19 protein-coding genes are annotated in these 14,067 nt (G+C 70.5%); 11 read left to right on the top strand and 8 right to left on the bottom strand.

The window, feature by feature from the left end; genetic code table 11:
- Positions 1 to 19 precede the first annotated feature (19 nt).
- Complete coding sequence (locus M4D53_RS00880; protein WP_187662048.1) at positions 20 to 532, bottom strand: methylated-DNA--[protein]-cysteine S-methyltransferase; 513 nt, start codon at positions 530 to 532, stop codon at positions 20 to 22.
- A 227-nt stretch (positions 533 to 759) separates the two neighbouring features.
- On the opposite strand from M4D53_RS00880, the gene M4D53_RS00885 reads away from it, so the two are divergent.
- Both M4D53_RS00885 and M4D53_RS00890 read left to right on the top strand, forming a co-directional pair.
- On the top strand, positions 760 to 4,440 hold the full coding sequence (locus M4D53_RS00885) for an AAA family ATPase (RefSeq protein WP_259951440.1): 3,681 nt from the start codon (positions 760 to 762) through the stop codon (positions 4,438 to 4,440).
- Positions 4,433 to 4,630, top strand: a complete 198-nt coding sequence (locus M4D53_RS00890) for a hypothetical protein (RefSeq protein WP_259951441.1) — start codon at positions 4,433 to 4,435, stop codon at positions 4,628 to 4,630. Before M4D53_RS00885 ends, M4D53_RS00890 begins: the two co-directional genes overlap by 8 nt.
- A gap of 71 nt (positions 4,631 to 4,701) precedes the next feature.
- On the opposite strand, the gene mscL is transcribed toward M4D53_RS00890, so the two are convergent.
- The 3 genes from mscL to M4D53_RS00905 are packed head-to-tail and all read right to left on the bottom strand — an operon-like array spanning position 4,702 to position 6,042.
- A complete protein-coding gene (gene mscL, locus M4D53_RS00895; RefSeq protein ID WP_259951442.1) occupies positions 4,702 to 5,133 on the bottom strand; it encodes a large conductance mechanosensitive channel protein MscL in 432 nt (143 codons plus the stop codon).
- A gap of 24 nt (positions 5,134 to 5,157) precedes the next feature.
- On the bottom strand, positions 5,158 to 5,430 hold the full coding sequence (locus M4D53_RS00900) for an FmdB family zinc ribbon protein (protein ID WP_025105556.1): 273 nt from the start codon (positions 5,428 to 5,430) through the stop codon (positions 5,158 to 5,160).
- A 15-nt stretch (positions 5,431 to 5,445) separates the two neighbouring features.
- Positions 5,446 to 6,042, bottom strand: coding sequence for a 5-formyltetrahydrofolate cyclo-ligase (locus M4D53_RS00905; RefSeq protein ID WP_187662044.1), 597 nt, complete (start codon positions 6,040 to 6,042; stop codon positions 5,446 to 5,448).
- 40 nt (positions 6,043 to 6,082) lie between these two features.
- On the opposite strand from M4D53_RS00905, the gene galU reads away from it, so the two are divergent.
- The 4 genes from galU to M4D53_RS00925 all read left to right on the top strand — a co-directional run bounded on the left by galU (position 6,083) and on the right by M4D53_RS00925 (position 8,969).
- Complete coding sequence (galU, locus tag M4D53_RS00910) at positions 6,083 to 6,970, top strand: UTP--glucose-1-phosphate uridylyltransferase GalU (protein ID WP_187662043.1); 888 nt, start codon at positions 6,083 to 6,085, stop codon at positions 6,968 to 6,970.
- 45 nt (positions 6,971 to 7,015) lie between these two features.
- On the top strand, positions 7,016 to 7,627 hold the full coding sequence (locus M4D53_RS00915) for a GNAT family N-acetyltransferase (RefSeq protein ID WP_187664199.1): 612 nt from the start codon (positions 7,016 to 7,018) through the stop codon (positions 7,625 to 7,627).
- Positions 7,628 to 7,708: 81 nt separating this feature from the next.
- Complete coding sequence (locus tag M4D53_RS00920; RefSeq protein WP_259951443.1) at positions 7,709 to 8,563, top strand: hypothetical protein; 855 nt, start codon at positions 7,709 to 7,711, stop codon at positions 8,561 to 8,563.
- 94 nt (positions 8,564 to 8,657) lie between these two features.
- Positions 8,658 to 8,969 (top strand): DUF7882 family protein, encoded by a 312-nt coding sequence (locus tag M4D53_RS00925; RefSeq protein ID WP_259951444.1) that lies wholly within the window; start codon positions 8,658 to 8,660, stop codon positions 8,967 to 8,969.
- A gap of 9 nt (positions 8,970 to 8,978) precedes the next feature.
- Here the strand turns inward: M4D53_RS00925 and M4D53_RS00930 are convergent, their stop codons facing one another.
- On the bottom strand, positions 8,979 to 9,590 hold the full coding sequence (locus M4D53_RS00930) for a flavodoxin family protein (RefSeq protein ID WP_259951445.1): 612 nt from the start codon (positions 9,588 to 9,590) through the stop codon (positions 8,979 to 8,981).
- Positions 9,591 to 9,678: 88 nt separating this feature from the next.
- Here M4D53_RS00930 and M4D53_RS00935 point away from each other — a divergent pair, with 88 nt between their 5' ends.
- Positions 9,679 to 9,885 (top strand): hypothetical protein, encoded by a 207-nt coding sequence (locus M4D53_RS00935; RefSeq protein ID WP_025105563.1) that lies wholly within the window; start codon positions 9,679 to 9,681, stop codon positions 9,883 to 9,885.
- A 24-nt stretch (positions 9,886 to 9,909) separates the two neighbouring features.
- Here the strand turns inward: M4D53_RS00935 and M4D53_RS00940 are convergent, their stop codons facing one another.
- The 3 genes from M4D53_RS00940 to M4D53_RS00950 are packed head-to-tail and all read right to left on the bottom strand — an operon-like array spanning position 9,910 to position 11,339.
- Positions 9,910 to 10,512 (bottom strand): GNAT family N-acetyltransferase, encoded by a 603-nt coding sequence (locus M4D53_RS00940; protein WP_259951446.1) that lies wholly within the window; start codon positions 10,510 to 10,512, stop codon positions 9,910 to 9,912.
- 38 nt (positions 10,513 to 10,550) lie between these two features.
- The gene (locus M4D53_RS00945) at positions 10,551 to 10,943 is read right to left on the bottom strand and encodes an ImmA/IrrE family metallo-endopeptidase (protein WP_259951447.1); all 393 of its coding nucleotides are present in this window, start codon (positions 10,941 to 10,943) and stop codon (positions 10,551 to 10,553) included.
- A gap of 24 nt (positions 10,944 to 10,967) precedes the next feature.
- Positions 10,968 to 11,339, bottom strand: coding sequence for a helix-turn-helix domain-containing protein (locus M4D53_RS00950; protein WP_232089061.1), 372 nt, complete (start codon positions 11,337 to 11,339; stop codon positions 10,968 to 10,970).
- 94 nt (positions 11,340 to 11,433) lie between these two features.
- Here M4D53_RS00950 and M4D53_RS00955 point away from each other — a divergent pair, with 94 nt between their 5' ends.
- From M4D53_RS00955 to M4D53_RS00970, 4 genes are read left to right on the top strand one after another with little or no spacing between them, the layout of a single operon-like run.
- The gene (locus tag M4D53_RS00955; protein WP_259951448.1) at positions 11,434 to 11,652 is read left to right on the top strand and encodes a helix-turn-helix domain-containing protein; all 219 of its coding nucleotides are present in this window, start codon (positions 11,434 to 11,436) and stop codon (positions 11,650 to 11,652) included.
- A 53-nt stretch (positions 11,653 to 11,705) separates the two neighbouring features.
- Complete coding sequence (locus M4D53_RS00960) at positions 11,706 to 12,635, top strand: aldo/keto reductase (protein ID WP_259951449.1); 930 nt, start codon at positions 11,706 to 11,708, stop codon at positions 12,633 to 12,635.
- Positions 12,636 to 12,674: 39 nt separating this feature from the next.
- Positions 12,675 to 13,061: a PLDc N-terminal domain-containing protein gene (locus tag M4D53_RS00965; RefSeq protein WP_259951450.1), complete on the top strand. Its 387-nt coding sequence runs from the start codon at positions 12,675 to 12,677 to the stop codon at positions 13,059 to 13,061.
- A 34-nt stretch (positions 13,062 to 13,095) separates the two neighbouring features.
- Complete coding sequence (locus tag M4D53_RS00970; protein WP_259951451.1) at positions 13,096 to 14,040, top strand: DUF1214 domain-containing protein; 945 nt, start codon at positions 13,096 to 13,098, stop codon at positions 14,038 to 14,040.
- Positions 14,041 to 14,067 lie beyond the last annotated feature (27 nt).

The raw sequence follows: 14,067 nt of genomic DNA on the forward strand, positions 1-14,067 counted from the left end.
CCCCTCGGGTGCGGGGGACTCACCGGGACTCGAGGTCCAGCAGGAACCTCTTCCGTTCCGGGTGGCCGCCGTAGTGCCCTGCGGAGCCGTCGGACCGCACCACCCGGTGCACGGGCACGATGAGGGAGAACGGTGTGAGCCGACAGGCGGTGCCGACGGCCCTGGCCGCTCCGGGGTGGCCGGCGAGGACCGCGACCTCCCCGTAGCTCAGTGTCTGTCCCCACGGGATCTCGCAGACGGTGCGCAGCGCCGCCCGGTGGAAGCCGTCCACGAGGCGCCAGTCGAGAGCGACATGCTCGTCGAAGCGCACGGGCTCTCCGTCGAAGTACGCCTCCAGGAGCGGGACGAGCTCGTCGGCAGCTCCGGGCACGGGCTCCGGGACGGCGCCGAGCTGCCGAGACACGCCCTCCAGCAGCCAGGGCACCTGCGGATCCGCGGACTCGGACAGATCGAAGCGCACGATGCCGTCGTCGGAGAAGACCGCGAGGGCGTCGCCGAAGGGCGTCGGAGCGAAGTCGTAGCGGAAGGTCATGTCCCCATCCTGACCGTCCGGGTCGACAGCGGAGAACCGGTCGCCGGGTCCGTCGCGCGTTCCGTGGACAACGAGAGCGCACGACCATGCGGGCAGGAGTAGTCCGAGCGAGTGCCGCACCGGCGGTTTTTCACCGGAAACCCGCCGGGGATACCGATCTCCGGCGGTGTCGCGCCTAGGGTGTCAGTGTGTGGCGACGGGAAAGCAGGTCTGCGAACAACACGGCGGTGGACAACGCTGTGTCCCTCGGCGACCTGCGCGACTCGTCCACCGGCGTCGGCATCGCGCACGCCGCGGAGGCGGAGCGCACGCGGCTGCGGGCGGAGGCGGCTGATCTGGGTGGACCCTCGCCGTTGAGCAGCTTCCGCGACGGCCCGGAGTCGGGCATCGACATCTCCAAGGCGCACCCCGGCAGCCTCCCGCAGTTCATCACCGGCAAGTCCACGCTCCTGTCCAATCTCTTCCGCGATGAGGTGGGTCTGCGCACCGCGCGGCTCGCCGCCGAGCGCATCACGGCCAAGAACACCGAGCTGCGCACCGTCCGCGGCATCGAAGCGGTCCACCTCGCCGTCGGCGTCGCACGGTGGCGCATCGGCGGGGCGACCTTCGCCGCCCCCGTCCTGCTGCGGCCGCTCGCGATCCGCCGCCATCACACCGATTTCGAGCTCAAGCTGCAGGGGGCGTTCGAGGTGAACCCGGAGCTCGTGCGGGTCGCCCGCGAGCACTTCGGGCTGACCCTCGATGCGTCAGCGCTCGCCGCACTCGCGTACGACGGCGGCATCTTCAAGCCCCAGCCCGTGATCGACAGCCTGCGCGCGCTGACCCGATCCATCGAGACGTTCTCCGTCGAACCGCGACTCGTCGTCTCCACCTTCGCCGACGTCGCCGGCGCCATGGCCCAGGACGGCGGCAGCCTCGATCATCCCGTCCTCAACGCGCTCGGCGGCCACGTCGGCGATCGTGAGCAGGTCACGGCACCCCGCGCCGTCCCGCACCACGTCGGGCCCGACGACCGTGCGCCCGCCTCGGACAACCTGCTGCTCGATGCGGATGCGGAGCAGGAGGCCGTGCTGGCCCGCATCGCCGCCGGGCACTCCCTCACCGTGGCGACCCTTCCGGGCACCGGAGGGACGCAGACCGTCATCAACGCGCTCGGGGAGCTGGTCCGCGCCGGGAAGAAGGTCCTCGTCGTCTCGGCCCGGCGGTCCACGCTCGACGGTGTTCGTCATCGCCTCGCCGGTATCGGGCTGGACAGCCTCGCGGTGTCGCCGGGGAGCCTGCGCCGCGATCTCGTCCGCGCGATCGGACGCAACGAGAAGGCGACGGCTCCGAAGGTCAGCGAGGTCGACGACGCGCTGGTGCGGCTGCGCACGGTGCTGCGCGACTACCGCGACGCGCTGACCGTCCCCGTCCCCGGTCTCGACGCCTCCGTGCTGGATGCGACCCGACACCTCACCCGGCTCGCCTCGCTTCCCGTCCCCCCGTCGACGACAGCGCGGTTGAGCGTGGATGCGCTGCGCAGGCTGGCAAGGGACCGCACGGACGCGGCCGCGGCGCTGGCGCAGGCCGCGCGCCTCGGAGAGTTCCGCGTCGGGCCGAACGACTCGCCCTGGTACGGCGTCACCTTCGGCAGCACCGAGGCGGCCCGCGCCGCGCACGAGCTCGCCGGACGCCTGCACGCCGACAGCGTGCCCGCCCTGCTCGAGCGCGGGTACGAGCTCATCGCGCAGACGCACATGCGGCCCTTCTCGACGATCGACGAACTCGGCGAGTACCTCGGGCTGCTGGAGGGCATCCGCGACACGCTCGACCGCTTCAGTCCCACCGTGTTCGAGCGGCCGCTCGGGGAGCTCATCCAGGCCCACGGTTCGCGACGGGACGCGCCAGGGATGTCGGGGGCCAATCGTCGTCGGCTTCGTCGCCTGGCCAAGGAATACGTCCGCCCGGGCGTGCACGTGACGGAGATGCACGAGGCGCTGCTGCGCATCCAGACCCAGCGCACCCAGTGGCAGCGGTACGTGGAGGCGGGCGTCGCTCCGGAGATCCCGCTCGGTCTGGCCGATGTGTCCGCCGCATGGCAGCGGGTCGAAGCGGAGTTGGCGGAGCTCGATGCCGCCCTCGGCCGCCGCGAGCCTCTCTCGTCCCTGCCGGTCGCACGGCTCGTGCGCATGCTCGCCGGCCTCGCCGCGAAGTCGGACGTCTTCGAGAACCTCGTCGAGCGGGCCCAGCTGCGCGACAAGCTCGCCCTCCTCGGCCTGGAGCCGCTGCTGACCGAGCTCTCGGTGCGGCACGTCTCCGAGGCGCGGGTGGGGGAGGAGCTCGAGTACGCCTGGTGGCAGTCCCTCCTGGAGCGCGCACTGCAGGACAACCGGGCGCTGCTCGGCGCGAACACCGCCGTGGTCGACCGCCTCGAGCGCGATTTCCGGCTGGTGGACGAGGCCCATGCGGCCATGGCAGGGCCGCTGCTCGCGTGGCAGCTCGCGAACCAGTGGCGCATCGCCATCGTCGACGAGCCCGAGCAGTCGCAGAACCTCCGCCGCGCCCTGACCCAGTCCGCGACGACGGCCGCGGAGGTCGTCAGCGCCGCGCCGACCCTCGTCGACGTGCTGGCTCCGGTCTGGATCTCGTCGCCCTATCTGGTCCCGGAGATCCCGGATGCGGTGGAGTTCGACACCGTGCTCCTCGTCGACGCCGCGGCCATCAACCTCGCCGAGGCGGCGCCGGCCATCCGCCGCGCCCGTCAGGTCGTGGCGTTCGGCGATCCGGTCACGCAGCGTCCCTCTCCCTTCCGCATCGCGGTCGACCCCGCCGAGGAGTGGGAGGAGGAGGTCCCGTTCGATGACGTCTCGGTCTTCGAGCGCCTGTCCGAGCTGTTCCCGGTGATGACCCTGACTCGCAGCTACCGGGCCGGCGGCGAGGATCTCGCGGAGCTCATCAACGACGCGTTCTACGGCGGCGAGATCGTCTCCCTCCCGTGGGCCGGTTCGTACCTGGGGCGCGGCAGCCTCACCGTCGACTACGTCGAAGGCGGTACCGGCGCGCCCGACCCCGTCTCGGGGGCCGTCGAGAGCCCGGACGCCGAGGTCGCCCGCGTCGTCACCCTCGTCGTCGAGCATGCGGTGCACCGCCCGACCGAATCGCTCATGGTCGTCACCGCCAGCACCCGCCATGCCGAGCGCGTGCGCGCCGCCGTGACCGCCGCCTTCGCGGGACGCTCCGACGTCGCCGACTTCGTCGCCCGCGACACCGCGGAGCCGTTCGCGGTACTCACCCTCGAGGAGTCCGTCGCGGAGAGCCGCGACCGTGTCATCTTCTCCCTCGGCTTCGGGCTCACGAAGCACGGCCGTGTCCTCAGCGACTTCGGCGATCTGTCGACGCCCGACGGCGAGCGGCTCCTGACCGTCGGGATGACCCGCGCACGGCGCTCGATGGTCATCGTCTCGTCCATCCGCCCCTCGGCGTTCGACGACGGGCGCCTCGAGCACGGCGCGGCCACGCTCATGTCGATCCTCGGCGGTCTCGCGGCCCGTGCCCGCGACGCGCGACTGGAGGACCTGGCCGACCCGCTCACCCTCGCACTGGCCAGGGAGCTCCGGCGTCTCGGGGCTTCCGTCGACGTCGACTATCGGGGACTCCTGCCGCTCGTGGCGCAGCACAACGGCAAGGCGGTCGTGATCGAGTCCGATCCGGAGTCCCGGGGAGAATCCCTGCGCGAGACGCTGCGGCTGCGCCCTCATGTGCTCCGTCGCCTCGGCTGGCACTACGTCCGCGTGCACGCGTTCGACCTCTACAGCGACCCGCGCACCGTGGCGTCCCGGATCGCGACGGTGCTCGGCATCTCGGAGACGGCCCCGCGCGCGGAGAACGACACGCAGCCCCTCGATCTCGGCGATCACCGGAATGACTGAGGGCCGGGACGAGCCGCGGCAGCGGGTCGTCCGGGTGCCGGGCTCCCGGCGGGCGCGGCTGACGCCGGTCGATGGCAGCGATCCGGCACCGGAGGTCGCGGAGGGCGGCGCGCCGCAGCGGTCGGCGCCCGGCGACCGGAAGGGTCCCAACGACGACCAGCTCCTCCGCGACGTGCCCCCGCATTACTGACGCGTCCGCCCCCGGAAAAAGGAAGACCCACGGCCCTCCGAGGAGAGCCGTGGGTCGTGAGGGCGGTGCGGTCAGACGCCGCGCGGGCCCTGCTGGGTCTTGAGCAGATCGCGGATCTCGACGAGCAGCTCCGCCTCGGTCGCGGCGGCCGGCTCCTCCTCCGGCTCCTCGGCCGGCGTGCCCTTGCGCGCCTCGACGTGGGCCTTGAACGTGTTCATCGGCAGGACGAAGACGAAGTAGACCACCGCGGCGACGGCGAGGAAGCTGATGAGCGCCGAGATGAGGTCGCCGATCGGGAAGACGACCTCTTCGCCGTAGATGTTGGTGACAGGGATGCCGAACTTGCCGGCGGCATCGGCCTTGAGGAAGAGCGCGATGAGCGGGTTGATGATGCTGTTCACCACGGCCGTCACGACGGCCGTGAAGGCGGTGCCGATGACGACCGCGACGGCCAGATCGATGACGTTCCCGCGGAGCAGGAAGTCCTTGAAACCTTTGAGCATGGAAACCCCCAAGTCGACTGGGCCTCAGTTCGAGGCGGGAGTCGACGCAGCAGCCGGTTTGGCGCTCGTCGTCGAATCCGACTTCGATGATGCCGAAGCATCCTTCGAACCCCCGGATTTGGCGCGCGAGTCCGTGCGATAGAAGCCGGAGCCGTTGAAGGTCACGCCGATCGAGCCGTACTGCTTGCGCAGGGCGCCGCCGCACTCGGGGCAGACCGTGAGCGCGTCGTCGGAGAAGCTCTGGACGGCGTCGAACTGGTGCCCGCACGCGGTGCAGGCATAGGCGTAGGTGGGCATGGCGGTCCTTGCGGGTCAGCGTCGCCGGGGCGACAGATGCAGCGTCTGCGACGGGGTCACGATGCCGTCGACCGGCTGGTCGTGCACCTCACGCGGCAGTTCGTCGAGTACCTCGGAATCATAGATCACCGCGTACACCGGAGGGCATTTCTCCATGGAGCCGATGGTCTTGTCGAAGTAGCCGCGGCCCCAGCCCATCCGCATCCCCGAGCGGTCGACGGCGGCGGCGGGGACGATCATCAGGTCGACGTCGTTCACCGCGATCGGACCGAGCACCTCGCCCGTGGGCTCCGGCAGCCCGTACAGGCCCTCCGCGATCTCCTCGGTGTCGTCGGCGACGGCCCAGTCCAGCAGTCCGTCGGAGCGGGTGACCGGGAGGAGGACCCGGATCCCGCGGCGGACCGCGCGAGTCACGAACTCCCTGGTGCCCGGCTCCGTGGTGGTGGAGAGGAAGCAGGAGACGGAGCGGGCCCCGAGCTCGTCGACGAGGGCGTCGAGGCGTTCGCCGATCGCCTCGGCGGCGGCCTCGCGCTGCGGATCGGACAGCAGCTGACGCCGCTCGCGCAGCTCGGCGCGGAGGGCTCGCTTGGCGTGCTCGACGTCGTTAGCCATGGTCCGAGTCTAGGGCGGCCCCCACCGGTAGGCTGTGGGAATGGCTCACGAGAAGATCAAGGCTGTCATTCCCGCTGCCGGGCTGGGGACACGATTCCTGCCCGCGACGAAGGCGATGCCGAAGGAGATGCTCCCCGTCGTCGACAAGCCGGCGATCCAGTACGTCGTCGAGGAGGCGGCGAACGCCGGGATCGAGGACATCCTCGTGATCATCGGGCGCAACAAGAACGCCATCTCCAACCACTTCGACTCCGTGCCGGAGCTCGAGGTGAAGCTCATGGAGAAGGGCGACACCGGTCGCCTGGAGCGCGTGATGAAGTCGAGCGACCTCGCCGACATCCACTTCGTCCGCCAGGGCGAGCCCAAGGGTCTCGGCCACGCCGTGCTCCGCGCTCGGACGCACGTCGGCGACAGCTCGTTCGCGGTGCTGCTCGGTGACGACCTCATCGACGAGCGCGACCCGCTGCTCACGGAGATGATCGCGGAGCACGAGCGCACGGGTGCCGCCGTCATCGCCCTCATGGAGGTCGACCCGGACAACATCCACATGTACGGCGCCGCCGCCGTCGAGGCGATCGAGGGCTCGGACGCCGTTCGTGTCACGGGCCTCGTCGAGAAGCCCGCCAAGGAGGACGCCCCCTCCAACCTCGCGATCATCGGTCGCTACGTGCTCCCGGCGTCGGTCTTCGAGATCCTCGAGCGCACCGAACCCGGAAAGGGCGGCGAGATCCAGCTCACCGACGCGCTCCAGGAGCTGGCGACGGCGGACGGCGGACCCGGCGTGGTCGGCGTCGTCTTCGGAGGCCGCCGCTACGACACCGGTGACCGCGTGGACTACATCAAGGCGATCGTGCAGCTCGCGGCCGACCGTGACGACCTGGGCTCCGAGCTCCGCCCCTGGCTCAAGGACTTCGCGGAGCGCCTCTAGGCGCCTCGTGGTCGTCGGAGGTGCGGCGTGGAGCTGTCGACGGGGATGCGGCACGGACCGGTCGAGCTACGTCTCATCCGGACGAAGGACGCGCGGCCTCTGCAGCAGGAGCTGCTCGCCAATCGCGCGTGGCTGCAGCCGTGGGAGGCGACCATCCCGCACGGAGCGGTCTCCTTCGACATGCGGGTCAGCATCCGTCGCCTGCTCCAGCAGTATCGGGACGGCGGCGGCTACCCGTTCGTGATGGAGTACGACGGCGAGGTCGCCGGACAGCTGAACGTCTGGGGCGTCGCCCGGGGCTCGCTGTGCTCGGCGACGATCGGCTACTGGGTGAGTGAGCGGTTCGCGGGTCGGGGGATCACCCCGACCGCGGTCGCGCTCGCCACGGACGCCTGTTTCACGGAGTACGGGCTGCATCGGATGGAGATCTGCATCCGCCCCGAGAACGCCGCGAGTCTGCGGGTCGTGCAGAAGCTCGGCTTCCGATACGAGGGGCTGCGCCGCCGGTACATCCACATCGACGGGGACTGGCGTGATCACTACGCCTTCGCCCTCACGCAGGAGGAGGTTCCGCAGGGTGTCCTCGCCCGGTGGATCCACGGACAGGTGCCGCCGCAGGCGGCGACGATCCCGCCGGCGGACCGTCTCACCCTCTGACGCCCCCATCGCGGGAGGACTCGCCGCGACACGCGCCCCGACTGCACGGCGCGGCCGGTCCGCCGCCGTTACCGTTGACCTATGGACGGGCCGGTGCTGAGTGGGGGAGTGATCGTGCTCGTCGCCGTGCTCCTGTGGATGCTGTATCTCCTGCCCTCCTGGCGGGGCCGCTTCCAGTACAACGCCGCTGAGCGCAACGCCGTGCGGCTGAATCAGGCGCTGCGGATCCTCGCCGAGACGAGTGAGACTCCCGGCGAGGTGCACATGGAACTCAACGCCCGCACCGTCGTCGCGCAGCAGAAGCTCGCGAAGCGGTTGCAGGCCGAGCGGGAGGCCGCAGAGCTCGAAGCGCTCCGCCAGGAGCTCGCTGCGACCCGCGCCGATCCCGTGATCCGTCAGGCCCGCGCCCGCCGCCGCGTGCGTCTGGCGGCGACCGGCGCGCTCGTGCTCGGACTCGTCGCCGTCGGTCTCGGCATCTGGCAGCTCCTCGCCACCGGGGGCGCCGTGCTCCTCTGGAGCGGTGGAGCCACGGCGCTCGTGGCGACCATGGTCCTGCAGCGGATGGCGTCGGTCGCGCTGCGCGCCGCCCGTCGTCCGCAGGCCGCGGCGGTCGAGACCGTCGAGAGGAGAGAGGCCCCGGTCCTGCACGACCAGGGCCCCGCCACCTGGACTCCGCGTCCGCTTCCGGAGCCGATGGTGTCGGTCACAGGATCCCGCGCACAGGCGGCTCGCGCCGAGATCGATGCGCAGGAGGAGCGCCGCAAGGCCGCCCGAGTGGCCGCGCTCCGTGCCCGTGCCGAGGAGATGGCGCCGCCGGCGCCGGTCACCCTCCTGGCGGCATCGACGGAATCGCCGTACGCACGTATGGGATTCGTCGACGACGCCGAGATCGAGGAGCACGTGCGCCGGCTTCTGCAGCGCCGGGCCGCCGGTTGACGGCTGCGGTGAGCGCGGGTCTCCACCGCTGATACCGGATGCGGGAGAGTGTCGCTCCTCGCGTCAGCGCCGCTCGGGGCCGTAAAGTCGTGGGATGGGAACCATGCAGTACGGCTCCGGCAGCGAGATCCAGATCGAGGACCGCGCCCTGGCCCATCTGAAGGTCGCGATCGCGACCAAACTCCGTCGGAACGAGAGCTTCACGCTGTCCTGGAAGCACCCCGACGGGGATGTGCCGGGGCGCTCGACGATCTGGCTGCATCCGTCGATCCCGCTGCGCTTCACCTTCGGCGAGCCGGAGACGCCGGAGCTGAACGTGAAGTGGGTCCAAGCCCTCATGCTCGAGGCGAGCTCGTCGGGGGGCATCAGCCTCGTGGACGAGGTCATCGACGGCCCGGCCGACTGAGCGCCTCCGCTACTCGGCGGGGTACGCCTGTGTGGCGAGCTGCTGCGCGAGGTGCGCCGCGTTCCGGGCTGCCGTCGTGATCGCGGAGCTCACGGCCTCCGGAGTCTCGTCGAGGTCCTTGTAGTCCACGGTCTGCATGGCCTCGCCGTTCCAGTAGACCGAGGTCTGCGCGGGGATCGTGTACCCGATGTCGTTCAGCGCCTGGAAGAGGATCGCGGAGATGTGGTGAGCGCCGTCCTCGTTCCCGAGCACGCCGGCGATGGCGACCTTGTCGAACAGGATCGGGCGGCCCTGCTCGTCCGTCTCGCTGAGCTCGGCGTCGAGGCGCTCCAGCACGCGCTGGGCGACGCTCGAGTGCTGTCCCATCCACGTGGGCGTGACGAACACGAGGATGTCGGCGTCGAGGACGCGCTGTCGCAGGGTCGGCCACTGGTCGCCGTCACCCATGTCCTTCTCGACGCCGGGTCGGATGTCGACATCGACCGCTCGGACGAGGTCGCCCGTCACGCCGTGCTCGGCGAGGGCATCGAGGAGCTGACGCGCGAGCAGATCCGAGCTCGACGACGCGGGGGAGGGCTTGAGCGTGCAGGAGATCGCGACGGCGGTGAGTGGAGTGTTCATGCTCCGACCCCACCAGAGATCCGGGCGGCGGCACAGGGCCTTTCCGGGTCCGGGCTATCCTGGTAGAGCACCGACGACAGGAGATCCCGTGATCCTCAGCTTCCTCTTCTTCATGATCATGTTCCTCGGAGGCTTCTGGCTGCTGGGGATCGCGCACGAGATGCCGGACACGCTCGCCGCCCTCACCTTCGTCGGCGGCATCCTGCTCGTCTCGCTGGCCCTCGGGTTCGCGATGCGTCAGCGCGGTTCCGCCACGCGTCGCTCCAAGAACTGGACCGGCAGCCCGACCGAGTGATCGCCGCGGGGCTGTGCCCCGCGCTCACCGTCGCCGGGCGAGCCTCGCTTCGAGGTTCGCCCGCACCGCCGGCCACTCCGGCTCGATGATGGAGTACTCCACGCTGTCCCGGAGCGCGCCGTTGCGGTAGCGGCTGATGGCCCGCATCACACCGTCCTGCTTCGCGCCCAGTCGCTCGATCGCGGCGCGCGACTGGAAGTTCACCCACTGGGTCGTCAGCCCGACCCGGAAGACCCCGAGCGTCTCGAAGGCGTGGCGGAGGAGCAGCAGCTTCGATTCCGCATTGGTACCCGTGCCGTGGGCGGACGGGCGGTTCCAGGTGTATCCGATGTGCAGCCGGGGGACGTCGGCGACGATGTCGTAGTACGAGGTGAGCCCCAGCACGCGACCGGCGGCGTCGAAGGCCGTGAACGGCACCATCTCGCCGGTGGCGACGAGGCCCAGGCGCCGGTCGACCTCGGCGGCGACTCCATCGGGTGCCGGAACAGAGGTGTACCAGGCCGTCTTCCACAGGTCGCCCTCGGTGACCGCTTCGACGAGCCCGTCGACGTGCGACCGGTCGAGAGGGCGGAGCTCGACGAGCTCACCGGTGAGAGTGACGGGGGCGGGGGCGACGTGGAAGGCCATGAGGTCATTCAACCAGCGTCGGGCGCTGCGCCCGGCCCTCAGGCGGGGACGGCCAGGTGCTCCCGGCTCAGCACGCGCTGGAACGCGAGGACGATCTCGATCGTCACGTCCAGCTCGAAGGCGAGGCTGGCCAGATGTGTGCCGCGCAGCTGCTCCGCCGCCGCGTAGGCCGCCGGCGTGATCAGGCGTCGCGCGGCCCACTCGTCGGCCTGCCGCTCCTGCCGAGCGCGAAAGGCGGGGTGCCGTGTGGGCACGTGGCCGAGGTGGGCGTGACCGAGTTCGTGGGCGAGCACGCTGCGGGCGGTGCGCCTGCTCATCCCCGGAGCGAGCCGGATCGTCCGGGTGGCGGGTTGGAAGCCGCCGGGTGTGGGCCCGGGGCGCTCGACCACGCGGAGCCCGAGGTCGTCGGCCAGACGGAGGAGCTGCTGCATGGGCCTCCGTCCGGTCGGTGTCGTCTACTCGTAGAGGTCGTCGGTGTCCGTCTCGCCGGTGGATCCGGATTCGAAGGCGACCTCGCGGGCATTATCGCGTGGGGTGGCGACATCGGTGCGGCGCCGGAGGGGGGTGACGATCGCCGACGTGCCGTCGGCGGCCAGACGCTCCTCGGCCCGGGCGACGAGGATGTGCGGCTCGACTCCCAGCGTGGCGCACACCGCGTAGACGACGGGCACCGGGATCGCGCGCTTGCCGGTCACGTAGTTGTCCAGCGCGCTCCGGGCGATGCCCACGTCGCGTGCCATGGCGGCGATGCTGCTTCGTGCCGCCGCGATCTCCGCCCGCATCTGACGGCCGACCGCCTCGTTGAACTCCTCGGCTGGTGTCTTCATCCGGCTCACCTTAGCAGCGGGTCGAGAGCAGGATGCCGTCATATTGGTCCCTCGTGACCCGACGAGTGTCCGTGCGTGGCGGTACCGTAGGCGCATGGGGACAGAACTGCGTCATCTGGTGGCATCGGCGGTGGAGGCTGCGCGCCTGCACGCCGGAGTGTCGTTCATCGAGCTCTCGGAGCGGGCCAGAATCGCGCCGGCCGCGCTGACCGACCTTCTCGAAGAGCGCGCGGACTTCACGATGGAGGATCTGGCGGGGATCGCGACGGTCCTCGGCGTCCCCGTCACGCGGCTGCTTCCCTGCGCGCCGTAGACGATGTCCGCTCGCGCCTCGGACCGGGCGATGCGATGAAGTAGCGTGGGCGCATGAAGACCGTTTCCTTCGGATCGACGACCGCTCCGGCCCTGATCGCCGGGATGATGCGCATCGACAGCCTCGACGACGAGCAGATCCGCGACCTGTACGCGACCGCCCGCGACGCGGGCATCGACTTCTTCGACCACGCAGACATCTACGGCGGGCAGATGCACCGCTGCGAAGCGCGATTCGCCGATGCCCTCCAGCTCAGCGCCACGGAGCGGGACGAGGTCGTGCTGCAGACCAAGTGCGGCATCGTGCCGGCGCAGGGCATGTTCGACTTCTCCTACGACCACATCATCGCGCAGGTCGAAGGCTCGCTCGCGGCCCTCCGCACGGACCGCATCGACGTGCTCCTGCTGCACCGGCCGGACGCCCTGGTCGAGCCGGACGAGGTGGCGCGCGCCTTCGATCATCTCGAGTCCTCGGGCAAGGTGCGGGCGTTCGGGGTGTCCAACCACACGCCCTCGCAGATCGAGCTGCTGAAGACCGCGGTGGGGCAGCCCCTGGTCGCGAACCAACTGCAGCTGTCCCTCACGCACGCGCCGATCATCGCGCAGCCCGTGGCCGCGAACATGGCGGGCCACGACCAGAGCATCGGACGGGACGGCGGCGGCATCGTCGACTACTGCCGGATCCACGGCATCACCGTGCAGGCGTGGTCGCCGTACCAGAGCGGCTTCGGCGGCGGGGTCTTCCTCGGGCACCCCGACTACCCCGAGCTCAACGCCGTGATCGAGCGCCTGGCGGGGATCCACGGAGTGACGCCGACGGCGATCGCCACCGCTTGGATCACCCGTCACCCCGCCGGGATGCAGGTGGTCCTCGGGACGACGACACCGCACCGCGTCCAGGAGGCCGCGGCCGGGGCGGATGTCGTGCTCACCCGGGCCGAGTGGTACGAGCTCTTCCGCGCCGCGGGACACTTGCTGCCGTGATCCCTCCGCTCCTGCCCGCGCGTCGTCTACCCTGATCCCATGCCGTTCCTGTTCTCGCTCCTGGTCATCGCGCTGATGATCGGTGCACTGATCGACATCATCACGCGCGACGACTCGCAGGTGAAGTACCTGCCGAAGATGGTCTGGATCATCATCGTGATCCTCCTGCCGTTGATCGGCAGCGCGCTGTGGTTCGCGATCGGCCGGGAGTACGGGGAGGCCGGCGTCCCCCTCCCGCGGATGCGGCGAGCCGAGCGTCCGTCCGCCCCGACGGCCACCGTCGCACGGCCTGCGCCGTCGGTGGACACCCGTTCGACCGAGCAGCAGATCGCGGACCTCGACCGCGAGATCGAGGAGTGGCGGCTGCGCGAGGAGATCGAGAAGCGCCGTCGCGAACGCGGAGACGACGCCCTCCCGCAGTCCTAGCGATCGACCGCTCCGGGGCTGTCAGGATGCCGTCATGAGCATCCTCGTGAACGTCGACAACTTCGCCCTCGCCGAGACCCACCGCATGATGCGCGACCTCCAGAAGGAGGCCGGGGGTGTGGATCGGTTCCTGCACAACAGGGCTCCGGCCGCGATCGACCGGCAGACCGTGATCCGGCTGAACCGGGACACGCTCTACAGCTTCGCCGTCCTGGACATCAGCGAGGGAGCCGCCTTCACGATCCCGGAGCACGGCGACCGCTACCTCTCGGCGATGGTCGTCAACGAGCATCACTACGTGGATGCGATCTTCCACGAGGCGGGCGAGCACACCCTCACGACGGCGCAGTTCGGGACGCCGTACGTCGTGCTCGCCGTGCGCATCCTCGTCGACCCCACCGACCCGACCGATGTGGCGGCGGTGACCGCCCTCCAGGACCGCATCGCCCTGCGCAGCGGGGCGGCCACGCCGTTCGCCATGCCGGACTACGACACCGTCAGCCTCGACGAGACCCGCCGGGCGCTGCTCGCGTTGGCCCGGAACCTCCGGGGCTTCGACCGCATGTTCGGCAGCGCGGACGAGGTCGACCCGGTGCGGCACCTCATCGGCACGGCGGCGGGCTGGGGAGGGCTTCCTTCGTCCGAGGCGAGCTACATCGGCGTCGACCCGCGTCTGCCGGTGGGCCGGTACGAGCTCACGGTCGGCGAGGTCCCCGTCGACGGCTTCTGGTCGATCTCGGTGTACAACGCGGACGGCTTCTTCGAGCCGAACGATCGCGACGCCTACACGATCAACGACATCACCGGCGTCCGCAACGACGACGGCACGCTCACCGTCCGCTTCGGCGACCACCCGGAAGGCCTGCCGAACGTCCTGCCGATCACGGAGGGCTGGAACTACCTGGTCCGGCTCTATCGCCCCCGTCCCGAGGTGCTCGACGGCAGCTGGACGTTCCCGACGCTCCAGGAATCGGCTTGACCCTGACGCGGCGTGAGGCGCGACCGT

The sequence above is a fragment of the Microbacterium meiriae genome, assembly GCF_025143875.1.
GTDB classification, from domain to species: Bacteria; Actinomycetota; Actinomycetes; order Actinomycetales; family Microbacteriaceae; genus Microbacterium; species Microbacterium meiriae.

Bases quoted from the DNA above. Each gene is read 5' to 3' on its own strand.
- M4D53_RS00970 (WP_259951451.1), top strand. From the start codon at position 13,096: ATGAGCATCCTCGTGAACGTCGACAACTTCGCCCTCGCCGAGACCCAC.
- M4D53_RS00955 (WP_259951448.1), top strand. From the start codon at position 11,434: ATGGGGACAGAACTGCGTCATCTGGTGGCATCGGCGGTGGAGGCTGCG.
- M4D53_RS00960 (WP_259951449.1), top strand. From the start codon at position 11,706: ATGAAGACCGTTTCCTTCGGATCGACGACCGCTCCGGCCCTGATCGCC.
- M4D53_RS00900 (WP_025105556.1), bottom strand. From the start codon at position 5,430: ATGCCCACCTACGCCTATGCCTGCACCGCGTGCGGGCACCAGTTCGAC.
- galU (WP_187662043.1), top strand. From the start codon at position 6,083: ATGGCTCACGAGAAGATCAAGGCTGTCATTCCCGCTGCCGGGCTGGGG.
- M4D53_RS00965 (WP_259951450.1), top strand. From the start codon at position 12,675: ATGCCGTTCCTGTTCTCGCTCCTGGTCATCGCGCTGATGATCGGTGCA.
- M4D53_RS00950 (WP_232089061.1), bottom strand. From the start codon at position 11,339: ATGAAGACACCAGCCGAGGAGTTCAACGAGGCGGTCGGCCGTCAGATG.
- M4D53_RS00940 (WP_259951446.1), bottom strand. From the start codon at position 10,512: ATGGCCTTCCACGTCGCCCCCGCCCCCGTCACTCTCACCGGTGAGCTC.
- mscL (WP_259951442.1), bottom strand. From the start codon at position 5,133: ATGCTCAAAGGTTTCAAGGACTTCCTGCTCCGCGGGAACGTCATCGAT.
- M4D53_RS00905 (WP_187662044.1), bottom strand. From the start codon at position 6,042: ATGGCTAACGACGTCGAGCACGCCAAGCGAGCCCTCCGCGCCGAGCTG.
- M4D53_RS00945 (WP_259951447.1), bottom strand. From the start codon at position 10,943: ATGCAGCAGCTCCTCCGTCTGGCCGACGACCTCGGGCTCCGCGTGGTC.
- M4D53_RS00920 (WP_259951443.1), top strand. From the start codon at position 7,709: ATGGACGGGCCGGTGCTGAGTGGGGGAGTGATCGTGCTCGTCGCCGTG.
- M4D53_RS00880 (WP_187662048.1), bottom strand. From the start codon at position 532: ATGACCTTCCGCTACGACTTCGCTCCGACGCCCTTCGGCGACGCCCTC.
- M4D53_RS00930 (WP_259951445.1), bottom strand. From the start codon at position 9,590: ATGAACACTCCACTCACCGCCGTCGCGATCTCCTGCACGCTCAAGCCC.
- M4D53_RS00890 (WP_259951441.1), top strand. From the start codon at position 4,433: ATGACTGAGGGCCGGGACGAGCCGCGGCAGCGGGTCGTCCGGGTGCCG.
- M4D53_RS00915 (WP_187664199.1), top strand. From the start codon at position 7,016: ATGCGGCACGGACCGGTCGAGCTACGTCTCATCCGGACGAAGGACGCG.
- M4D53_RS00925 (WP_259951444.1), top strand. From the start codon at position 8,658: ATGGGAACCATGCAGTACGGCTCCGGCAGCGAGATCCAGATCGAGGAC.